The sequence below is a fragment of the Methylotenera mobilis 13 genome (assembly GCF_000384255.1).
Classification (GTDB): domain Bacteria; phylum Pseudomonadota; class Gammaproteobacteria; order Burkholderiales; family Methylophilaceae; genus Methylotenera; species Methylotenera mobilis_B.
In genome coordinates this window covers 2,406,417-2,428,744 of sequence record NZ_KB913035.1, presented here as the reverse complement: position 1 = coordinate 2,428,744, position 22,328 = coordinate 2,406,417, and the positions used below count along the sequence as shown (strand labels likewise).

Annotated in this window: 19 protein-coding genes; 7 read left to right on the top strand and 12 right to left on the bottom strand. The window is 43.0% G+C overall.

The window, feature by feature from the left end; genetic code table 11:
• Positions 1-33: 33 nt before the first annotated feature.
• From nadD to leuS, 5 genes are all read right to left on the bottom strand, one after another.
• Complete coding sequence (nadD, locus tag A391_RS0111505) at positions 34-684, bottom strand: nicotinate-nucleotide adenylyltransferase (RefSeq protein WP_019899479.1); 651 nt, start codon at positions 682-684, stop codon at positions 34-36.
• A gap of 93 nt (positions 685-777) precedes the next feature.
• Positions 778-2,034, bottom strand: coding sequence for a glutamate-5-semialdehyde dehydrogenase (locus A391_RS0111500; RefSeq protein WP_019899478.1), 1,257 nt, complete (start codon positions 2,032-2,034; stop codon positions 778-780).
• 112 nt (positions 2,035-2,146) lie between these two features.
• A complete protein-coding gene (gene holA / locus A391_RS0111495; protein ID WP_019899477.1) occupies positions 2,147-3,160 on the bottom strand; it encodes a DNA polymerase III subunit delta in 1,014 nt (337 codons plus the stop codon).
• A 9-nt stretch (positions 3,161-3,169) separates the two neighbouring features.
• Positions 3,170-3,676 carry an LPS assembly lipoprotein LptE gene (gene lptE / locus A391_RS0111490; RefSeq protein WP_019899476.1) on the bottom strand — a complete coding sequence of 169 codons (507 nt, stop codon included), beginning with the start codon at positions 3,674-3,676 and terminating at the stop codon, positions 3,170-3,172.
• A gap of 3 nt (positions 3,677-3,679) precedes the next feature.
• Positions 3,680-6,121: a leucine--tRNA ligase gene (gene leuS / locus A391_RS0111485; protein ID WP_019899474.1), complete on the bottom strand. Its 2,442-nt coding sequence runs from the start codon at positions 6,119-6,121 to the stop codon at positions 3,680-3,682.
• A gap of 274 nt (positions 6,122-6,395) precedes the next feature.
• Here leuS and A391_RS0111480 point away from each other — a divergent pair, with 274 nt between their 5' ends.
• Positions 6,396-7,622: an IS256 family transposase gene (locus A391_RS0111480; RefSeq protein WP_019897592.1), complete on the top strand. Its 1,227-nt coding sequence runs from the start codon at positions 6,396-6,398 to the stop codon at positions 7,620-7,622.
• 71 nt (positions 7,623-7,693) lie between these two features.
• Here A391_RS0111480 and A391_RS0111475 read toward each other — a convergent pair whose 3' ends face one another.
• The 6 genes from A391_RS0111475 to A391_RS0111450 all read right to left on the bottom strand — a co-directional run bounded on the left by A391_RS0111475 (position 7,694) and on the right by A391_RS0111450 (position 14,442).
• Positions 7,694-8,014, bottom strand: coding sequence for a hypothetical protein (locus tag A391_RS0111475; protein WP_019899473.1), 321 nt, complete (start codon positions 8,012-8,014; stop codon positions 7,694-7,696).
• A 69-nt stretch (positions 8,015-8,083) separates the two neighbouring features.
• Entirely contained in the window at positions 8,084-8,737 is a 654-nt protein-coding gene (adk, locus tag A391_RS0111470) for an adenylate kinase (protein WP_029144149.1), read from the bottom strand.
• 163 nt (positions 8,738-8,900) lie between these two features.
• Entirely contained in the window at positions 8,901-9,674 is a 774-nt protein-coding gene (gene rsmA / locus A391_RS0111465) for a 16S rRNA (adenine(1518)-N(6)/adenine(1519)-N(6))-dimethyltransferase RsmA (RefSeq protein WP_019899470.1), read from the bottom strand.
• A 36-nt stretch (positions 9,675-9,710) separates the two neighbouring features.
• A complete protein-coding gene (gene pdxA, locus A391_RS0111460; RefSeq protein WP_019899468.1) occupies positions 9,711-10,727 on the bottom strand; it encodes a 4-hydroxythreonine-4-phosphate dehydrogenase PdxA in 1,017 nt (338 codons plus the stop codon).
• A 29-nt stretch (positions 10,728-10,756) separates the two neighbouring features.
• A complete protein-coding gene (locus A391_RS0111455) occupies positions 10,757-12,058 on the bottom strand; it encodes a peptidylprolyl isomerase (protein WP_019899467.1) in 1,302 nt (433 codons plus the stop codon).
• Positions 12,059-12,060: 2 nt separating this feature from the next.
• Positions 12,061-14,442 (bottom strand): LPS-assembly protein LptD, encoded by a 2,382-nt coding sequence (locus A391_RS0111450; RefSeq protein ID WP_019899466.1) that lies wholly within the window; start codon positions 14,440-14,442, stop codon positions 12,061-12,063.
• Between the two features lie 281 nt (positions 14,443-14,723).
• Between A391_RS0111450 and A391_RS0111440 the strand changes: the two genes are divergently transcribed.
• The 6 genes from A391_RS0111440 (at position 14,724) to A391_RS0111415 (ending at position 20,987) form a co-directional block, all read left to right on the top strand.
• A complete protein-coding gene (locus tag A391_RS0111440; RefSeq protein ID WP_019899464.1) occupies positions 14,724-15,749 on the top strand; it encodes an aminoglycoside phosphotransferase family protein in 1,026 nt (341 codons plus the stop codon).
• A gap of 69 nt (positions 15,750-15,818) precedes the next feature.
• Positions 15,819-16,478 carry an N-acetylmuramate alpha-1-phosphate uridylyltransferase MurU gene (gene murU, locus A391_RS0111435; RefSeq protein ID WP_198291955.1) on the top strand — a complete coding sequence of 220 codons (660 nt, stop codon included), beginning with the start codon at positions 15,819-15,821 and terminating at the stop codon, positions 16,476-16,478.
• Positions 16,479-16,523: 45 nt separating this feature from the next.
• Complete coding sequence (locus tag A391_RS0111430; protein ID WP_019899462.1) at positions 16,524-17,828, top strand: aminopeptidase P N-terminal domain-containing protein; 1,305 nt, start codon at positions 16,524-16,526, stop codon at positions 17,826-17,828.
• A gap of 3 nt (positions 17,829-17,831) precedes the next feature.
• The gene (locus tag A391_RS0111425) at positions 17,832-19,001 is read left to right on the top strand and encodes an FAD-dependent monooxygenase (RefSeq protein WP_019899461.1); all 1,170 of its coding nucleotides are present in this window, start codon (positions 17,832-17,834) and stop codon (positions 18,999-19,001) included.
• Positions 18,998-20,194, top strand: a complete 1,197-nt coding sequence (locus A391_RS0111420; protein WP_019899460.1) for an FAD-dependent monooxygenase — start codon at positions 18,998-19,000, stop codon at positions 20,192-20,194. The genes A391_RS0111425 and A391_RS0111420 overlap by 4 nt, the downstream gene beginning before the upstream one ends.
• A gap of 76 nt (positions 20,195-20,270) precedes the next feature.
• Positions 20,271-20,987, top strand: coding sequence for a DsbC family protein (locus A391_RS0111415; protein WP_019899459.1), 717 nt, complete (start codon positions 20,271-20,273; stop codon positions 20,985-20,987).
• A gap of 97 nt (positions 20,988-21,084) precedes the next feature.
• Here the strand turns inward: A391_RS0111415 and A391_RS0111410 are convergent, their stop codons facing one another.
• Entirely contained in the window at positions 21,085-22,305 is a 1,221-nt protein-coding gene (locus A391_RS0111410) for a type II secretion system F family protein (protein ID WP_019899457.1), read from the bottom strand.
• Between the last annotated feature and the right edge of the window lie 23 nt (positions 22,306-22,328).

Sequence of the window (22,328 nt, the reverse complement as noted above, 5' to 3'; positions counted from 1 at the left end):
TTTTATGCTGATAATCATGCATTGAATAGTTGGTTATTTGTAAAGTTGATGTGTTTGAATGTAATCAATCACGCTATCTGGCATTAAGTAGCGTGCAGACTTGCTGTGCTGAAATGCATCACGAATAGCAGTTGATGAAATATCTAGCGCTGTAATTTGTCGCATCGTGATATGACCTGCAGGGCTAGTGTACAAATCATCAGTTGTTTCTGTGTAATGGTTGTGCAGAAAATTTTCTAGGACTGGCGATAGTTTACGGCTAGGTTCTATTTTGCTCGCTTGAGGGCGTTGCACCATTGCAATATGGCATAGCATGATGATTTCTTGCCAGCGATGCCAAGTGTCAAATTGTGTAAAAGCGTCGCTCCCCATCAATAATATAATGCTCACTTCATGCCCCAACTCATCACGTAAGTTTTGCAGTGTGTCGATGGTGTATGAGTGACCAGTTCTTTTTAGCTCTTGATCATCTAAGTGGAATAATGGGTTGTTGGCAATTGCCAAATCCACCATCGCAGCGCGATGCGATGCGCTAATATTGTGTGTGCTTTTATGTGGTGGGTTTGCAGAAGGGATAAAGCGTATTGAATCGATATTCAAACCCACTGCAAGCTCTTGCGCCATGCGTAAGTGCCCATAATGAATAGGGTTGAACGTGCCGCCAAAAATACCAATGGTTTTCATTTGAATTAAATCGATGGTTTTAAATCATAAGTGAAATGCTAGGTGAAATCAGGATGGCTCGCTGTGACAACCCACCCTATGATTTCTAGAGTACTAAGCGCGGACGTGTCCATCACCCAACACAATGTATTTAAGTGATGTAAGGCCTTCCAAGCCAACTGGACCTCGTGCATGCAGCTTATCTGTTGAAATGCCAATCTCAGCGCCGAAACCGTACTCAAAACCATCGGCAAAACGGGTAGAAGCATTCACCATCACGCTGCTTGAGTCCACTTCCCGTAAAAATCTACGAGCTTTCGTGTAGTTCTCAGTGACGATCGCTTCTGTATGCTGTGAAGAGTGTTGATTAATATGGGCAATCGCTTCATCTAAACCCTCTACCACTTTGCATGAGATGATCGCTGCCAAATATTCGGTATAGTAATCTTGCTCCGTAGCAGGCTTCGCTTCACTGACTAGTGCACATGTTTCTGGACAGCCACGAATTTCAATCCCATGTGATATCAACATCGATGCTAGCTTTGGCAACATTTCTTTTGCAACTGAACGAGCAATTAACAATGATTCTGTGGTGTTGCAAGTGCCAAGACGCTGTGTTTTACTGTTTTCGAGAATGCGCAATGCTTTATCAAAGTCAGCATCGTCATCAACGTATACATGGCAATTGCCATCTAAATGTTTAATCACAGGAATACGTGCATCATTGGAGATACGCTCAATCAAACTTTTGCCACCACGTGGCACAATGACATCCACGTACTGTTTCATGGTAATTAACTCACCCACCGCTGCACGGTCTGTGGTCTCCACAATCTGTACTGCAGTGGTCGGCAAGCCTGCCGCCGCTAGGCCCTCATGCACCAACTTTGCCAATGCTTGATTGCAATGAATCGCTTCACTGCCGCCACGGAGAATGGCTGCATTACCTGATTTGATGCATAGACCAGCAGCATCAACAGTCACGTTAGGGCGTGCCTCATAAATAATGCCGATCACCCCTAATGGGACGCGCATTTGACCAATTTGAATACCACTTGGACGATATTTAAAATTACTCATTTCCCCAATCGGGTCTGCTAAACTTGCAATTTGCGTCAAGCCTTCGGCCATCCCGTTGATGGATTTTTCAGTAATAGTGAGTCTATCTAACATTGCAGGCTCTAAGCCATTAGCTTTCGCTGCATCTAAGTCCAGTTTGTTTGCAGCGAGCAATGTGTCTTTTTCACGTAATATCGCAGCGGCAATTGCGTTGAGTGCGATATTTTTTTGGTTAGTGTCGGCACTTGCCATTAAGCGAGAGGCTTTGCGTGCTTCTACACCAACATTTTGCATGTATTGTTGTATGTTCATGATTAATTATACTTTTTATTGTGGCTAATAAAAAACATTTTTGCGGTACGGAAATGAGGTGTAGTTGATAATTGTTAAATGATATGCGTCAGATGAATGGGTGTTTGCTAAGCTAGCGGCTACGTACTTTTGCCAAGCCGAAGCATAACCTAGATATTTCTAGCCACGCATCACCCAGCATTACGCCTTTAGCCATTTTATCAATGTCCACTAATTTTTGTAGTGCAGCATCTAACTGACGCAGACTTAAGCGCGTTAGCGCACGTTTTACTAGTGCTTGTTTGTCACCATAAATGCGCGCATTAGTCATCGCAGCAGTAAGATTAGCGCCACGCATTTCGGCTTGTTTGATGCGTACTAATGGACGTAACACCCACATAAGCGGATTCATCACTGCAACGGCAGTTTCACCTTCATCTTGTAGCCCTTGCAAAATCCTGACAGTGCGCTCTGCATCACCAGCGAGTACAGCTTCACCCAGTTGAAATGGGTCATAACGAGATACGTTAAGTACCGCTTCGCGTACGACTTCATCTGACAGTTCACCTTGGGGATAGAGCAGGCTTAGTTTTTGTACTTCCTGATTAGCTGCGAGTAGATTACCTTCAACCTGGTGTGCAAGAAACTCTAATGTTTGAATACTAGTATGCTGGCCTTGTTGTGCAAGACGGTTAGCAATCCATTTTGGTAAGTTGGTAGCGTCGACCTCGCTGAGTGTAATCACTTGCGTATGTGATTCCAATGCTGAAAACCATGCGCTGTTTTTTGCATCTCGCTCTAACGTAGGGAGAATGATAATGACTGAGGTATCAGGCAGTGTTTTGGTTGCTAATGCCTGCAACGCTTTAGCACCTTCAACTCCTGGCTTCCCATTGGGGATATTTAACTCTAATAATCGACGACTTGAAAAAAGTGAAATTGACTGCCCAAAGTTCTGAATCTGCTGCCAGTTAAAGCTACGTTCAACGATTAGGCTGGTCCTCTCATCAAATCCCTGTGTTGTTGCCGCAACACGAATAGCGTCCAAACACTCTCTTTGTGCTAAAGGCTCATCACCAACTAGTACGTAAATTGGCTGTAAGCCTTGTTTTAAGTGAGGCTCCAGTTGGGCTTGAGTTAGGCGCATTATGAATGCTTATTGCTCTGGATTGGTAGCAGATAGTCTACGTAATATAGCTCGAACAGACTCTTTACGCATATCTTGATTCAGTCCAGCTTCTTCTTCAGCTTTACCTAGCAACGCGTTATCGTTGTAAGAGAAATCTCGGCGAATTTGTATGGTTTGTGTTCTTCCCCATAACGGGTTGTTCTGCGCACGTGTCCTAAAGTTAACGGAGTAATACAACTCGAATTCACGCACCAACCCGCCACCACTCAAAGACAGAATGCGCTTTTCACTTGTTTCATTCACGAGTTCGAGTAGCATCTCTGCCTCTTCAGTTTGATCAACGACCTTGACTCCATTTACTTCAAGTGCACGTTTTAAATCCTTTTTAATACTCAGTTCGGCGCCTTGAAGGTGCAGTTTTGTGAATGATAACGGTGCAGTGCCACGCAATTGAAAGCCACATGCTGAAATCAGCATGGTGGCTAAAATAACCCAACTTAAATGACGTGTAAATGTTAAGTTCAGGTATTGCATGGTTTACCCCACAACGACGTTAATAAGTTTATTTGGTACGACAATTACCTTACGCACACTCATATTTTCTTCAATATATTTTTGCACGCAAGGTTGCTCTAAAGCCAGCTTTTCCAAATTGTCTTTACTTTCGGACTTCGAAACGTTGATGCTGCCACGTAGTTTTCCATTCACTTGAATGACATACTCGATACTGTCTTGTACTGTTGCAGATAAATCTGCAACAGGCCAGCCAGCGTCAAGAATGTGGCTGTTTGGACATAGCTCTGCCCATAACGCCTGACAAATGTGTGGCACAATAGGCGATAGTAACAACGCTGCATTCTGTAACACTTCTTGGCGTACTTGGCGCGACGTATCATCAACACCTTCGACCTTTGCAAGTGCGTTCATTAGCTCCATTACTGATGAAATCGCTGTGTTAAAACTATGGCGGCGGCCGTAGTCATCAGCTACTTTTTCAATAGTTAGATGTAGTTGGCGTCTTAATGTTTTAAGTTCCGCATTTAAGTCACCAGTTGTATAGGCTGCTATAGTGCCGAGCGCAACGTGGTCATAAGTCGCTTGCCATAACCTACGTAAAAAGCGATGCGCACCTTGAACCCCACTGTCTGCCCACTCTAAGCTTTGCTCTGGAGGTGCTGCAAACATCATGAATAAACGTGCAGTATCTGCACCGTAAGTGTCAATCAGTTCTTGTGGATCTACCGTGTTGCCCTTAGATTTACTCATTTTGGTACCTTCTTTAAGTACCATGCCTTGTGTAAGCAAGTTGGTAAATGGCTCATCGTTTTTAATTAGCCCAACATCACGCATGAGTTTGTTAAAGAAGCGTGCGTATAACAGATGCAAAATTGCATGCTCAATACCGCCTACATATTGGTCAACAGGTAGCCAGTAGTTAGCACGTTCATCTGCCATGGATGTTGTGCTATCAAAGCTGGCGTAACGTGCAAAGTACCATGATGATTCAAAGAATGTATCTAATGTATCGGTTTCGCGAGTTGCTTCACCACCGCAAGTAGGGCAGGTGGTTTCATAAAAGCTTGGGTCTTTTTTAATGGGCGAGCCAACACCATCCATCACTACGTCTTCAGGTAATACCACTGGTAGTTGTTCAGCAGGGACTGGGACTTCGCCACAGTCTTTGCAGTGAACAATAGGGATTGGACAACCCCAATAACGTTGACGTGAAACACCCCAGTCGCGCAAGCGGTACTGTGTGCGACGTTTACCTAAGTTTTTAGATGATAAGGCGGCGGCGATAGCAGCACTTGCACCATCAAAATCTAAGCCATCAAATTCTTTTGAGTCAAATAAGATACCATGCTCAGTCATTGGCAATGCGTCAGTTTCGCTATGTTTAATAACCGCTTTCACTGGTAAATGATATTTACCAGCAAATTCGAAATCACGTTCGTCATGTGCTGGCACCGCCATCACTGCACCTTCACCGTAGCTAGCTAATACATAGTTAGCTACCCATACTGGCAATTGCTCACCATTGAGTGGGTGTGTAACAAATAGACCTGTGGCCATGCCTTTTTTCTCTGCTGTCGCAACGTCAGCCTCAGCTACACTCCCACGTTTGCATTCGGCAATAAAGTCAGCCAATACAGGGTTGTTTTGAGCGGCTTGCGTCGCTAGTGCGTGCTCTGCTGCAACTGCTACGTAAGTTGCGCCCATTAATGTATCTGGGCGTGTGGTATACACCTTAAGGTTGCCGTTTTGGCCTACGATAGGAAACTCCACTTCGCAGCCATAGCTTTTACCGATCCAGTTGCGCTGCATGGTTTTTACTTGCTCAGGCCAACCTTCAAGCTTATCTAAATCAGTCAGCAACTCTTCCGCATACGCCGTGATTTTCATAAAGTACTGTGGAATATCGCGTTTTTCTACTAAAGCACCACTGCGCCAGCCTCTGCCATCAATCACTTGTTCATTAGCGAGTACCGTACCATCTACTGGATCCCAGTTGACGGTTGAGGTTTTTTTATAGATAAGCCCTTTTTTGAAAAGCTCGGTAAATAGCCATTGCTCCCATTTATAGTATTCTGGTTTGCAGGTTGCAATCTCTCTATTCCAGTCTACACCAAGTCCTAATTGTTTAAGTTGAGCTTTCATGTGCTCAATGTTGCTATAGGTCCAAGCAGCAGGAGCAGTTTCGTTTTTGATCGCTGCATTTTCAGCAGGCAGACCAAATGCATCCCAGCCCATCGGCTGCATGACATTGAAGCCTTTCATTTTATGGAAGCGGCTTAATACATCACCAATCGTGTAGTTACGTACATGCCCCATATGCAATCGTCCACTAGGGTATGGGAACATAGATAAACAATAGTATTTAGGTTTGTCCGAGTGTTCACTTGCTGCAAAGGTTTGATTGGTTTCCCAATAGGCTTGTGCTGATTGCTCAATGTCTTTAAAAGGATATTGCTGTTGCATGAAGGTAGCTTAAGAGTTAATTTTTAGATTATCGAATTATACCTTGTAGGGTATGAATAAGCGAAGAGTCAAAACACACATCATTGAGAGAGAGTATTGATGGATGTAGGTTTGTCAGTAAATTAGTCAACTTTGGTGTTGTGAACTAATTACTTAGGAAAGTAATATGAAGGCTAGTCTAAAGATTTAAATAAGTTTTCATCTTTGGGGGTGTAAATAATTTTGTGTAAACGTCATTTTGCAGGAAACTGCTATTTTCAGGAATGGAATAAAAATGACGATACCAAAAGTATTACCCAATGATCTAATTGATAGCTTATTAGCTAACTATAAAAAACCAGAAGACCTGATTGGTGAGAATGGTCTTCTCAAGCAACTCACCAAAGCACTGGTTGAACGTGCGCTGCAAGCTGAGATGGCTGAACACCTTGGCCATGACAAACACGAAGCAGTAATGAATGGCACTGGCAATGCCCGTAACGGTAAAAGCCGTAAGACGCTCAAGGGTGAATTCGGTGAATTGCCTATTGAGATTCCCCGTGATCGTGATGCCAGTTTTGAACCGCAACTGATTCCTAAACATCAAACACGCTGGACAGGCTTTGATGACAAGATCATCTCCCTGTACTCGCGTGGCATGACGGTGCGTGAGATTCAAGGCCACTTGGCTGAAATGTATGGCACTGAAGTGTCACCTACGCTCATTTCATCGGTCACTGATGCTGTGGTTGAAGATGTGAAGCAATGGCAGTCTCGCCCATTGGATGCTATTTACCCAGTGGTGTATCTGGATTGCATCCATGCCAAAGTACGAGATACCGGTGCGGTCAGGTCTAAGGCAGTCTATCTTGCCATCGGCATCAACATTCAGGGAGAGAAAGAAGTATTGGGGTTGTGGATCGCCCAGACCGAAGGTGCCAAGTTCTGGCTAAGTGTTGTGACTGAACTCAAGAATCGAGGGGTACAGGACATTTTCATTGCCTGTGTGGATGGTCTAAAGGGCTTTCCTGAGGCGATCGAAACTGTCTATCCCAAGGCAACGGTTCAATTGTGTATTGTGCATATGGTGCGTAACAGCTTGAATTACGTGGGCTGGCAGAAGCGTAAGCTTGTGGCTGCTGATTTAAAGCGCGTTTATACCGCGTCAACGATTGATGAAGCAGAACAATATCTGTCTGAGTTTGAAGTAAGATGGGATGATGCCTACCCACCGATTGCACAATCCTGGCGCAGCAACTGGGCGCGTATCATACCGTTCTTTGATTACCCACCAGAAATACGCAAAATCATCTACACCACCAATGCGATTGAATCGGTGAATATGAGTTTACGTAAAGTGACGAAGAGCCGTGGTTCATTTCCAAATGATGAAGCTGTGATGAAATTGTTCTACTTGGCGCTGCAAAACATCAGCAAGAAATGGACGATGCCACTACGTGATTGGAAACCTGCTTTAAATAGGTTTACTATTCAATTTGAAGAGAGGATGCCTCAGCAGTAATCAACCGACGTTTACACAAAATTCGGGACACCCTCTCATCTTTAGATTTCATGGAGATATCAGGGTTAGTGCTAAGACTCCTCTATTAATTTATCTCTTAACCTTCTTAAACCTTCTGGCATCTCCAAGGTTGCACGATCCCAGTTCTCAAGTGTGAGAATTGAATCTAAAGTGGCCTCCATGCGTTCATGATTGTCGCTTACTGTCTCGGCAATTAGCTCATGTACCTTAGTGTTTAATGGATTGTTACTCAAGCAGTTTTGTTGATAAGTATAAAGTTGTCGCATGTCTAACAGTTCTTTTGCGACTTGTGCAGGGCATGCGCACATGTAGATAAGAGAGGCCTCAATAATGCGTTCGAGCATTTCATCATCAAATGTTTTCTTGAGCATAAAGACCTCTCCTATCGCTAGTTTACTAACCTATTTTAAAATCATTTATTACGATTGTTAAGTTAGATTTTATACTAAAGCTGCAAAAATATTGTCACGAATCACGTTCATATCACCTAATCCGTTCACAAATATGTGTTTAGGTGCGCCAGCGGTGCCGCTGCTTGCCCAGTCTGAGTAGTACTTCACTAAGGGTTTGGTTTGGCTGTGATAAACATCTAAACGTGTTTTCACAGTTTCTGCTGCATCATCAGGACGTTGCACTAGGTCTTCACCGGTCACATCATCTTTACCCTCTACTTTTGGCGGGTTGAATTTAATGTGGTAAGTCCGGCCGCTTGCTGGGTGGCTACGACGACCACTCATGCGTTCAATGATTGCTTCGTCTGGTACGTCAATTTCAACGACATAATCGATACCTACGCCTGCATTCTTCATCGCCTCTGCTTGTGGAATGGTGCGTGGGAAACCATCGAATAAAAAGCCATTCACACAGTCAGCCTCTTTAATCCGCTCACTGACTAGACCGATAATCACAGCATCTGGCACTAAGCCACCGCTGTCCATGAATGCTTTGGCTTCCAAACCAAGTGGCGTACCTGCTTTTACTGCTGCACGTAGCATATCGCCAGTAGAAATTTGTGGGATATTGAATTTCTCACGTAAGTGAGTAGCTTGTGTGCCTTTGCCCGCACCTGGAGCGCCTAAAAGAATGATTCGCATTGTTTGGAAGTCCTTAATGGTAAATTTGAATGTAGATTTTATCTTAAAAATAGCGTTCACCACAGAGTGCGCTGTGAACATTACTTAAAACTAGTTAATTAAAATTATTGATGCTAAGACGATTAATCGACTCAATCTCCTGTTGAAATTGATGATATAACGCTTAAATTTTCTGGCTTAAGTAGTTACTGATATTCACAAACGCTGCGACACTTAAATTCTCTGCACGAAGTTGAGAATCTATACCTACAGCCGTAAATCCTTCGTCATCTAATAAGCCTTTGAGCGTGTTACGCAATGTTTTTCTGCGTTGACCAAATGCAGCCGTGACTATTTGCGCAAATAAAGTTTCATCTTTTGCCGTATATGGTAAAGATGCATGAGGTACACAGCGGACAAATGCTGACTCAACCTTAGGGGCAGGGTCAAAAGCCTCGGGCGGTACGGTGAATAAATACTCCATTTGCAAGCGATATTGCAACATCACGCTGAGTCTTCCATAAGCTGCGGTAGAGGGTGTGGCAACCATACGTTCTACGACTTCTTTTTGTAGCATAAAGTGCATATCGATGATTACGGCGACATTGTCGAGTAGATGAAACAAGATGGGGGTGGAAATGTTATAAGGCAGATTGCCCACCACTCTAATTGCGTTACCTAGGCTAGAAAAATCAAACTTAAGTGCATCTGAGTTATGGATGGTGATTTTGTTATGCGCATATGCTTTTTCCATCCAGGTTATGATGTCACGGTCTACTTCCACCACATGTAGCATTTCTAATTGTTGCATCAACGGTTTGGTTAATGCGCCTAAGCCCGGGCCAATCTCTACCATCAGGTCATCTTTCTTTGGCGAGATGGCTTCAACCAAACTAGAAATAACACCTTGGTCAGTCAGAAAGTTTTGTCCGAAGCGTTTTTTTGCAATGTGTTTCATAGCGTCAGTCGATAATAGATAAGTGCTTGTGGAAGTTTACAAACCAAGCAATGGCTTGTTGTTAGAAAGTTGAATAGCTAATTGAATCGCTGCTAACAAGCTGCCAATTTCAATATTGCCTGTGCCAGCAAGGTTTAACGCTGTGCCATGATCAACTGAGGTGCGAATAATCGGTAAGCCTAAGGTTACGTTAACCCCCTCACCAAAGCTTGCATGTTTTAACACTGGTAGTCCTTGGTCGTGATACATGGCTAAAACGGCATCTGCATTTTTTAAATGGTGTTTTGCAAATAATGTGTCAGCTGGCAATGCGCCAATCAGGTTCATTCCTTCTTCGCGCAGGTTGGTTAGCACTGGGTTAATCACTTCTATTTCTTCACGGCCTAGATAGCCGTCTTCTCCAGCATGAGGATTGAGCCCGGCCACTAAAATACGCGGGTTCTGAATGCCAAATTTATTGACCAAATCATAATGCAAAATGCGAATAGTCGTTTCTAGGCTTTTTCTGGTGATGGCCCGCGGTACATCTTTCAACGCCAGATGCGTGGTGGCAAGCGCAACGCGCATGCTGTCTGACTGGTTGCCCGCGACTAACATCATCACCACTTGTGCTGTATTGGTTAATTCTGCCAGGAACTCAGTATGGCCGCTGAAAGCGATACCTGCATCGTTAATAATGCCTTTATGAACAGGTGCAGTGACCATGGCATTAAACTCACCTTTAATGCAGCCTAAAGTTGCTTTTTTTAAGGTTTCTAGTACGTAATCACTGTTGCTAGTATTCAATTGGCCTGCGACAACAGGGGCATTGATTGCTTGATCTAAAACAGTTAGATATCCATTTCCTGTGTGTGCTTGATTGATGTTTGCATCATATGCCACAGTATTCAGTGTGAGATTAAGTGATTTAGCGCGCGCCTGTAGCATTTCTGTGTTAGCGACCACCACTAACTCCGCATCAAGCGGTTGATGTGCCAACATAACGCACAGGTCAGGACCGATGCCAGCAGGTTCGCCTGCAGTTACAGCAATACGTGGTAATGGTCTTGTCACTTTGGTTTAGTGCTATTTAATTAGTACTATTAAAACTTATCTTCAAGCCTAAGTTCTACAAATGCACGATCTCGAAGTTCACGTACCCAATCTTGATAAGCCTCATCTGCTTTTCTTGTACGAATTTCCTGACGCGCTTTTAAACGAGCAGCCTCTTTACTCATATCTTGTTTGCGACGTTCTATCACTTGAATCACATGCCAACCAAAAGGGCTCAATACCGGTTCACTGATTTCATCTTGTTTAAGTGTATTCATCGCTTTTTCAAACTGTGGGACGGTATCACCTGGGTTGACCCAGCCTAAGTCGCCACCATTCGATGCGGTGCCATCTTCTGAAAATTGGCGTGCCAGTATTTCAAATTTTTCACCGTTATCGAGGCGCTCTTTAATGCCATCTATTTTCTGTTTTGCATCTTTTTCAGACATAATTTCAGAAAGTTTGATCAGGATATGACGCGCATGTGTTTGCTCAATAATGAGGGGTGAGCTACCGCCACGCTTGTCGTTCACTTTTAGAATGTGAAACCCATTAGGGCTGCGTAATGCTGTTGAAACGTCGCCTTTTTGCATCGTTTTTAAGGCGTCTAAAAATAAAGTAGGCACTTGCGAGCCTGATTTCCAACCGATATTACCGCCTTCTAATGCATTTGGTGCGTCTGAAAAGCTAGCAGACACTTTAGCAAAGTTTGTACCAGCATCTAGTGCTGCTAATGCTTCGTCTACTTTTGTTTTCGCCTTTTGTACATCTTCTGGCGCGGCGTCTTCTGGTACACGAATAAGAATATGAGAGATATCATATTCATCCTGATTTTGATTGCTTGAAGCTTGCGTTGTTAAGTAGTTGTCAATTTCTGATTCGCTGACATTGACTCGACTTTCTACTTCACGCTCACGCAGTCTTGCAATGATGATTTCGTTGCGGATATCTGCTCTAAATTTACGGATGCTAATGCCGTCTTGGTTAAGTGCGTCGTGAAACTCACGAATCGTCATTTTGTTCTGCTCAGCAATACGTTCAATCGTTTTGTCGAGCTGAATGTCATCTACCTTAATGCCAGTTTGTGCAGCGTATTGCAATTGAAGCGCATCAGAAATCAAACGCTCTAGGATTTGCTTACGCAGAATACTTTCTTCTGGGAGCTCGGTACCTTGTTTGCGCAATTGTGCGCTAAGTGAGGTAATGCGGCTTTCTAGCTCTTGTTCGGTAATGACAGTTTGGTCAACAACTGCAACGATTCGATCCATTTTCACCACATCAGCAGCTAGTGCGCTGTATTGGTTAAAACTTAACGCAATCAAGAATGAAATTTTAATAAAGTTACGCAACATAATTACTCGTAATATGATTGTTGTGGGTTGTCAGGAATGAAGCTGGAGCTAACATAGCCTGGAATATTTCGCTTAATTACTGATAATGGGTTTGCGCCAATGGAAGCTAGTCCGCCTAGTTCAAGTTGGAAAAAGAATGCATAGTTTGCATCTGCAGTTGCCGTACTGACGCGCTGAACTACGCCACGCGCTTGCCAGCAACCTGCATCATACTCTAAACCAGCCAGCGTTTCGATGATACTTTTTTCACGAAGTGAGTAGTTGACTCGACCAATACCGTACCAACCTTTACTTAGTGGCCATTGGCTTGAAATGTTGAATTGGTCTAATAAGTCTTTTCGATAGCTATAACTTAAATTCAATGTTTTTCCAGGTTCAGGATTGTACCGGCCTGTCATCGTTGTTCTAACTGCGGATGAGTCATCCGTGTTGTATTGCCAGAATGTGTCAATTCTCCAGCTATTTTTTAGTTGGCCAGTAATGCCTGCAATCACGTCTGAGCTGTTGCTTCTGCGAAATGATGAAAGATTGTTGTAGTCTAGTGCAACTTCTTGATCCGAAAAGTAATAACGTTGACCAATTGACGCTGACAAACGTTCCGTACCGCTGCTGCTTTCAATAAAGCGTGTGGTGAGCGCGAAGCTTAACTGATTAGCATCGTTGATGCGGTCATTACCAGTAAATTGGTTTTCCATAAATAATGTGGAAAAGTTTGTATCGGTCAAACTGCTGTCGAATACTGGAATCTTAGACTGATTGCGGTCAGGAATGTAAACATAGAATAAACGAGGTTCAATGGTTTGTGAGTAAGCGCGATTTGCAATATGGAAGTCACGATCGAAATATAACCCACTATCTAGACTAAATATTGGTAATGTTCTTTGTTGCGAGTCTTGATTGGCAGTCAAATTATCTAAATTATAGCTGGTGTGGTGGATGCCGAATTTAGGCGTGATGTAACCATAAGATTGGGTAAATGGCACAGTAACACTTGGATAAACCGTCACGCGAGTACCAGTTGGTCTGGTCGAGCTGTCTTGATTGTTGTCAAATGCTACAAGTTGGCTGTATAAGTTCAGGTTAACGTCACCGTAATATTTGTCACCAACCAATGTCATTTGCGGTAGGCGCTCATATGGATACGATAAATTGTCTAGGGTTTGAAACTTTTGGGCAATCGCATTGAAGCGCCAAGTGTCATCTGCGTAATCAACGTTGAATTGTTGTGGTAGGTTAATGCGACTGGTCGTGACGATACGTGTAGAAAGTTCTGAGAAATACTCGTTGTCTGATACTTTTTCAAGGCTATAACCAGCGGACCATCCATTCCCCAGTTGGTGTTGGTGTTTTAAGTTTGCGAAATAACGCGTTTCATTACTGAGGCTGTCGGTAGGTAAATACTCCACACTGTTTGTACCAGAGAAGTTTTCTTCTAAGTACCTGAATTCTCCTTGCAATTGCACGCCGCGTTTACTCAATGCGCGCACGGCGAGCGTGGCGTCCATGTTGGGTGCAATATTCCAGTAGAATGGTGTTAATACTTCAAAACCACTGCGACTCGTGCTCCCGATGGTTGGGGCCAGTAGTCCGCTTTTGCGTTGATTATTAAACGAAAAGTCTATCCATGGCGTATAGATAAGAGGTACGCCTTTAAACTCAATGTATGCATTCTTAGCGCTGCCAGAACTAGTATAGTCGTTAAGCGTTATTTCACTTGCTTTGATGTACCAATCGTCCGTGCCAGCAGGGCAGGTTGTGTAGCGCGCATCTACCATGCGCTTTCTGTCTTCACCATCAAAATAGATAGCTTCGGCATTCCCGCGGACAGTCGATGGTCTTGATGAGAGTTGATTGCCACTGAAGTTATTGGTCCCAGTCGAGTCATCTAAAAATGCACTTGCTCGACTTTGATTTTCAATATATTGATTTTGCTTGCTATCGACTTGTGAAGTGGATGTTGTGTCATCTAGTTGATTAGATGCGCTGGGTTGCTTTTGCATGATGATTGAAGCGTCACGCATTTCACCTATGCTCTCTGAAAGTCGCATACGCAACTCAGGACCACTTATTTTTGCATTGCCAACCTCAATACGGGCATTACCTGTTACATGTAACTCATCGTTTTGTACGTTATATTCGATAACATCGCCATAGGCACTTTGATCACCTTGATGGATGGCTGCATTGCCGATTGCTCTCATCTTTCTATCAAGATGAAGTTCTAGTTTGTCGCCATCGATGACGATGCCGCCAGCCTCTTGCTCATTAATAGGCAAGCTCTCTGATTGCGCAACCTCTGGAAGTGCAGTTTCATTGGCGTGCGATTGCAATGCGTATGCAAATACAATAGGGGAGATCGCAGCTAAAAAGCGACTTTTTAGCATGAATAAACCATAGGGCGATGTATAGAGTTTAACGATGAAATTAGAAGCACTGTATATAGGTAAACTGTTTTATTTTATCAATGTTAAAATCTCATATATTGCAATTTTTGGCAATCAAAAAATTGTCCTTGCAATTAGCTAAGCTTGAGATATGTACTCTAAACTTAGACAAGAAACTTTAAACTGTTCAGTATTAATCTGTAATTAAAAGCAAATTATACTTGGATAGAAGTGTTAACGATACATGGTCTCAAGATATATCAATATTTAGAAAGATAGATGTGAATAACGGTCAACAAGATGTTAGGCAACAGCAGTTAAGTGAATGGTTAGCAGCTACATTAAATAATACTGAATTCAGGCTAAGCACGGTTTCTGCCGATGCGAGCTTTAGGCGTTATTTCAGAGTGCATCTAGTTTCAGATAATGGCGTAGAAGAGACTTTAATCGCAATGGATGCGCCACCGCCACAAGAAAATTGTGAGCCTTTTGTGAGAATCGCAGCGCTGTTTGGTGAAGCTGGCATGCATGTGCCAAAAGTGATTGCCCAAGATTTAGAAAATGGCTTTTTATTACTGAGTGATTTGGGTGATATCACTTATTTAAGTCAGTTAAGTAAAGAAAGCGCACCGAATTTATATCATGATGCCAATATGGCGCTGATTAAATTACAGTTAGCGAGTAAGCCAGATGTGCTACCTGATTATGATGCCGCACTACTCACGCGTGAGATGCAACTGTTTTCAGATTGGTATATCAGTAAACACCTCAATGTTACGCTAGATGAAAAATGGCAAACTGTCCTACATAAAACGTTTGAAATACTGAATCAAAACATTTTGGCTCAAGGTAAGGTATATGTGCATCGGGACTACCATGCGCGCAACTTGATGGTTTGTGCAGACAATCCCGGAGTGTTGGATTTTCAGGACGCAGTATATGGTCCGATTACCTATGATCTAGTGTCTCTGTTGAAGGATGCCTATATTGGCTGGGAAGAGGAGCAGATTATTGATTGGTGTGTACGCTACTGGCAAGCGGCACGAAAAGCAAACCTTCCTGTGCCTGACGATTTTAGTGAGTTCTATCGTGATTTCGAGTACATGGGTGCGCAACGCCATATTAAAGTGCTGGGTATTTTTGCAAGGCTTTACCATCGTGATGGTAAAGATGGTTATTTAAAAGATATGCCGCTTGTCATGACGTATTTGCGTAAGGTGTGCGAGCGCTATATTGAGTTAAAACCAATGCTGCGCTTATTAGAGAGTTTTGAGGGTACAACACCACAAGTCGGTTATACCTTTTAGTTAGTCATCTGCAGTAAAACCAGATAATGACAGAACAGTTTTTTGACCAAAGGTGCTAATTTGAAAGCGATGATATTGGCGGCAGGGCGTGGAGAGCGGATGCGACCACTGACTGACCACACTCCTAAGCCGTTGCTGCCCGTAGGTGAGAAGCCTTTGATTGTCTGGCATTTAGAACACTTGGCTCAGGCTGGGTTTAAAGAAGTGGTGATTAATCATGCACACCTAGGCAGCCAGATAGAGGCGGCCTTGGGCGATGGTGCTACATGGGGCTTGCACATTCAATACTCCCCAGAGCATGTGGCATTAGAAACTGCTGGCGGCATTGCTAATGCACTTGAGCTGTTGGGTAGTGAGCCATTTCTCGTGATTAATGGAGATGTGTTTACAGATATCCCGTTTGAACATCTTGTATTGGCACCAAGTAAATTAATGCATCTAGTGTTGATTGATAACCCCCCACAGCATAGTCAAGGCGACTTTGTCTTTGAAAATGAGATAATTAAGCTAGAAGGCGACAGCAAGCTCACTTTCTCTGGTGTTGGCGTTTATCACCCAGCCTTATTTGCTGAGATTAAGCGCGGAGAACCCGCAAAACTTGCGCCCATATTAAGACAAGCGATTGCAGATAATAAAGCGACAGCGGAACATTTTAAAGGTGTTTGGCACGATATTGGAACACCTGAGCGATTAATGGCACTAAATCAGCAATTGCTTGGTCTGAGTTGAAAGCCTTGGTCATAGTTAAAAGCTAAGAAAAGAAACTAACCTAACATGTTTAATTTAAACGAATTTAAAACGCGCCGTCATCAGCTGATAAAAGCGATGGGTGACGGTATTGCTATTATACCAACCTCGCCAGAGCTGATTCGAAACCGTGATAGCCATTATCCATATCGGTTTGATAGCTACTTTTATTATCTAACGGGTTTTAAAGAGCCAGAGGCTTTGTTGGTATTAGTTGCAGGAGAAGATAGTAAAAGTATCCTTTTCTGTCGAGATAAAGATATTGAGCGCGAAATTTGGGATGGTTTCCGCTATGGGCCTGATGCCGCAAAGCATGAGTTTGGTTTTGATCAGGCATACAGTTTTAATGCCTTAGATGAGTTGATGCCTAAGTTATTGGCAAATCAACCTAAATTGTTTTATAGCTTAGGCGCCGATGTTGCTTGGGATGTTCGTGTCACAAGCTGGTTAAACCAAGTGAAAGCGCAAGCCAGAAGTGGTGTGAGTGCCCCTGATGGCGTCATAGATGTGCGTAAGTTGGTCGATGAGATGCGGCTTTATAAATCTAGCTACGAATTAGACCTGATGCGACAGTCTGCCAACATTGCTTCGCGGGCTCATGCGCGCGCTATGCAGTATGTGCGTGGGGGTCAAATGGAGTATGAGGTGGAGGCAGAGTTTCTCCATGAATTTTATCGCTCTGGCGCACAGGCTCCAGCTTATACCAGCATCGTGGCAGGAGGGGCGAATGCCTGCACTTTGCACTACAACGCCAATAATGGTGTATTGAAAGATGGCGATCTGTTGCTGATTGATGCTGGATGTGAGTTGGATGGATATGCTTCGGACATAACGCGCACTTTTCCTGTGAATGGTAAGTTTAGTGCAGCGCAAAGAGATGTATATGATTTAGTCTTAGCTGCACAAGCAGCGGCAATTGTACAAGTCACAGTAAGAAATCATTGGAACTCACCGCATGAGGCTGCGTTAGATGTTTTGGTGCAAGGCTTTATTGACATGAAACTGTGTCAAGGTAGTAAAGATGCTGTATTGGAAAGTGGCGCTTATCGTCAGTTCTATATGCACCGAACTGGGCACTGGCTAGGTTTAGATGTGCATGATGCTGGCGAATATAAAGATAAAGCGGGCGATTGGCGTAAGTTAGAGGCAGGTATGACACTCACAGTGGAGCCTGGTTGTTACATTAGGCCAGCAGATAATGTGCCAGAACATTTTTGGAATATCGGTATTCGCATAGAAGATGATGTGTTGGTGACAGATGGTGTATGTGAAGTTTTAACGGTAGATGCGCCAAAATCTATTGCTGATATTGAAGCGCTGATGCGTGGTTAACGAATGATATCGACATCAGAACATATTGTGATTGTAGGCGGTGGGCCAGTTGGTATAGTGCTATCGTTACTGTTGGCTAAGAATGATATTGCCAGTACTGTGCTTGAAGTGCGTAAGCAAGGCGCAGCAAATCAAGATACACGTGCGCTTGCATTGTCTTATGGCACTAGGCGGATTTTTGAAAAGCTAGGTATTTGGCAGTCTTTATCTACCTATGCTACCGCTATCAACACGATTCATGTGTCGCAAAAAGGTAGCCTAGGCCGTAGCGTTTTGCAGGCGACTGATTATCAGCAAGAGGCGCTTGGGTACGTATTATCTTATGGTGCTTTATGTACCGTGCTAAATGCAGAATTGCAACGTTTCCCGATGGTTAAGTTCATTGATGAAGCGCAGGCTGAGGCGATTACCTATGATGCAAATCAAGCCACGATACGCTATAACCGTCAATCTGAGGTTTTTCAGTTAAATAGCCAGTTAGCAGTACTGGCAGATGGTGGGCGTAGTTTGGAAGAAGCCGCTGGTTTAAAACGTGAAACTAAAGAGTACGGGCACGATGCGCTCATTACTAAGGTTAGTGCTGAGTTGCCCCATCATAATGTTGCCTATGAACGCTTTACCTCCGATGGCCCGATGGCGCTATTACCTAATGGTGAACGAGATTTTTCATTGGTTTGGACAGGAAAGAAAGCGTTAATATCTCCTCTGCTTGATTTAAGTGATGCTGAGTTTCTCACTCAATTTCATACCCAATTCGGAGATAGAGTCGGACGCTTCTTAACCGTAGAAAAACGTATGACTTTTCCATTGAAGTTGTCGCAACTGCAAGAGGTGAGCACTCCACATCTTGTCGTGATTGGCAATGCTGCGCAAACAATGCACCCTGTTGCAGGACAAGGCTTTAATGTAGGTCTGCGTGATGCAGAGGTGTTAGCGCAACAAATATTGAATACGGCAGCAGGTGGTATTGGCACTAAAGAAATGTTAGCTGCATATCGTGCAAGCCGAAAAACTGACACTAAAAATGGTCTGTTATTTACAGATTTTCTTGTCAATATTTTCTCCAATGACATTTTAGGCTTCGCCAAATTAAGAAGCACAGGCTTAGGCTTGTTCGATATCGTTAAGCCTGTTAAGCGTCACTTGGTACGTAAAATGAGTTTTGGTAAATGACAGCTACTCAATTAAAAACAGATGTAACGATTGTAGGTGCAGGGCTTGTGGGGTTGGCTGCAACCGTTGCTTTGGTTCAAGCTGGGTATCAGGTTGTGTTGGTCGATAGTCAAACGCAGCAACGTTTGCGTTATCCAGCCGATGATTGGGATCAGCGCATCTATGCAATTAGTCCTAACAATATGCAATGGCTAAGTCAGTTAGGTATTTGGCCGCTGATGGATAAAAGCCGTATCACTGAGATGCAGGCGATGGAAATATGGGGCGATACAACATCGCAACCATTAACGTTGCATGCCGAAAATGTAAATGCTGATGACTTAGGTTTTATCGTAGAGGAACGCTTACTAAAAGACGCGCTTCTACAATGGATAGAGGCTAGCGATGTACGTATGTTGACGGGACATGAGTGTTTAGCAATTAAATCCTCTCCACAGCAAACTTTGTTGACCTTGGATAATCAGCAAACAATAGAAAGTACTTTGTTGCTTGCCGCAGATGGTGCTAACTCATGGGTACGGCAGCAACTTGATATTGGGGTTCAACATAAAGATTATGAGCAGACAGCAATCGTTGCAAATTTCTTAACAGAAAAGCCACATGAGCACATAGCAAGGCAATGGTTTACTCATGACGGAATGGGTAGGGGTGGCGTACTAGCTTGGTTGCCCTTACCAGAAAATAAGATATCAATTGTGTGGTCCGCACCTACAGCACATGCTGAGGCACTCATGAAGTTACCTCTTGATGTATTTGCCAATGAAGTAATGCGGTCAGGGGGTAGCAGCTTAGGTGCTATGTCACCCATAGGTAAGCTTGCAAGCTTTCCCTTAATACTCAAACAAGCTAATCAGATCGTTGCCTCATCAGTTATATTGATAGGTGATGCAGCTCATCGTGTTCATCCAATGGCTGGTCAGGGTGTTAATTTAGGTTTTAGAGATGTGATTGATTTGCTTGATTTGTTAGAGAGTAAACACACTTATCAGCCTATTAACGACAAAGCCTTACTTAAACAATACGCTAGGATAAGAAAAGTTGACTTGCTAAACATGGTCTCTTTAACAAATGGACTATATCATTTGTTTGAAAGCTCCCATTCTGTAGTTAAGCATGTAAGGAACTGGGGATTGTCTGCGACAAACCAGCAGGCAATCAAAAAGATATTAATTGCAAATGCCATTTCACTTTAATGAGCTATCTACTTAGCTTAGCTGTTTCTTTATATTTGTTTGAAGCGTTACCCTACTATTACTTAAAGGAAATTAGATGTTAAAAAAGATCGTCAGTATTGCATTGCTAAGCGCTTTTGCAACGTTTGCTGTGGCGGACGAAGCCAGTGTGAAAAAAGCGGTTGAGGCTGCTTACCCTAAGTTTAAAGTGGAGAAAGTGACAAAGACGCCTTATGCTGGGCTTTATGAAGTATTTATGGGTGGGCAGATTATCTATACAGATGAAAAATTGTCATTTTTGATTGCAGAAGGGCGTTTGGTTGATCCAAAAACTAAAAAAGATATCACTGGTGAGCGGTTGGAAGAGTTGACTAAAATTGATTTCTCTACCCTACCGTTGAATCAGGCAATCAAGGTTGTAAAGGGTAATGGTAGTCGTAAGTTGGTTGTTTTCTCTGATGTTGATTGCCCGTACTGCAAAAGGTTAGAGCGTAATGAGCTTAGCAATATTACTGACGTTACCATTTATACATTTCTGTACCCAATCGAACAGTTGCATCCTGATGCTGCAAATAAATCAAAATTAATTTGGTGCGCTAAAGACCGTGTAAAAGCTTGGGAAGATTGGATATTAAGAGATCAACTACCAAGCAGTGCTGGCAGTTGTGATGTGCCGCTAGAGAAAGTAGGAGAACTTGCTAGAAAAATTGGTGTTACTAGTACGCCGACCTTAATATTTTCTGATGGTAAGCGCATGCTAGGTGCGCAACCACATAAAGAAATTGAGCGTATGTTGTCAGCTGCAAAAAAATAGTATTGAATCTTATCAGGTATTAAAAGATATTAGTTATCTCTTTTAATACCTAAATTAAACTTGTTACTTAAGAGTTAAGAATGATTTGCTCTAATAGCTAGCCCACAATCTGGCCAAGTTTGAATATTGGTAAGTACATTGCAATAACCAAACCGCCGATTAATACGCCTAGTACGACCATAATAATAGGTTCCATCAAGCTCGATAGCGCTTCTACGGCATCGTCCACTTCACCTTCATAGAAGTCAGCAACTTTACTCAACATAGAGTCCAACGCTCCTGACTCTTCACCAATCGCAGTCATTTGTAGCACCATATTAGGGAAGACATCAGTGTTTTGCATTGCAACCGTTAAGCTTGTTCCTGTGCTGATTTCGCTTTGAATTCTTTTTGTCGCATCGTAATAGACTCGATTGCCAGATGCTCCTGCTACCGAATCCAATGCTTCGACTAATGGTACGCCAGCAGCAAACATGGTCGCCATTGTACGTGCAAATCTAGCAATTGTTGCTTTACGAACTAAATCACCGAACACTGGTATTTTTAGCAATAATCTATCCATAGTAGCCTGAAAAGAAACAGAGCGCTTCCATGTGTAGAAAAAGAACCACACTCCAAACCCAATCGAGCCAAAAATTGCCCACCACCACTCTACAAAGATATCGGACATTGCCATCACTACGATAGTTGGCGTTGGAAGATCAGCACCAAAACTAGTAAATAACTCTTTAAATGCCGGAATCACAAAAATCATAATCACAGCAGTAATGATAAACGCAACAACAAGAATGGAGACAGGGTAGAAAAGCGCTGATTTAATCTTTGATTTAATGGCAAGAATTTTTTCTTTATAGGTAGCAAGCCTGTCAAGTAGCGTATCTAAAATACCAGCTTGCTCACCCGCACTAATTAAATTGCAAAAAAGTGCATCAAAGTACAATGGATACTTCCGGAATGCCGCACTCAGGCTGCTACCCGTTTCTACATCAGATTTAATATCACTTAACAGTTTAGATACAGCAGGGTTACTATGGCCTTTGCCTACAATATCAAAAGTCTGCAATAAGGGAACGCCTGATTTCATCATGGTAGCAAGTTGGCGTGTGAATAACGTTACATCTTTATCAGACACTTTGCCTGCACTACTAAATCCACTTTGTTTCTTAATCTTAGTGACAGTAACCCCTTGTCGGCGTAGCGTGGCACTCACGAAAGACTCTCCAGAGGCTTTCATTTCACCTTTAATGATTTTGCCTTTTTTATCTTTACCTACCCAAGAATAAATAACTTCTTTTGTGGCCTTAGGATTAGCTGCCATAATTATTCCCTGAGTATCTTGCT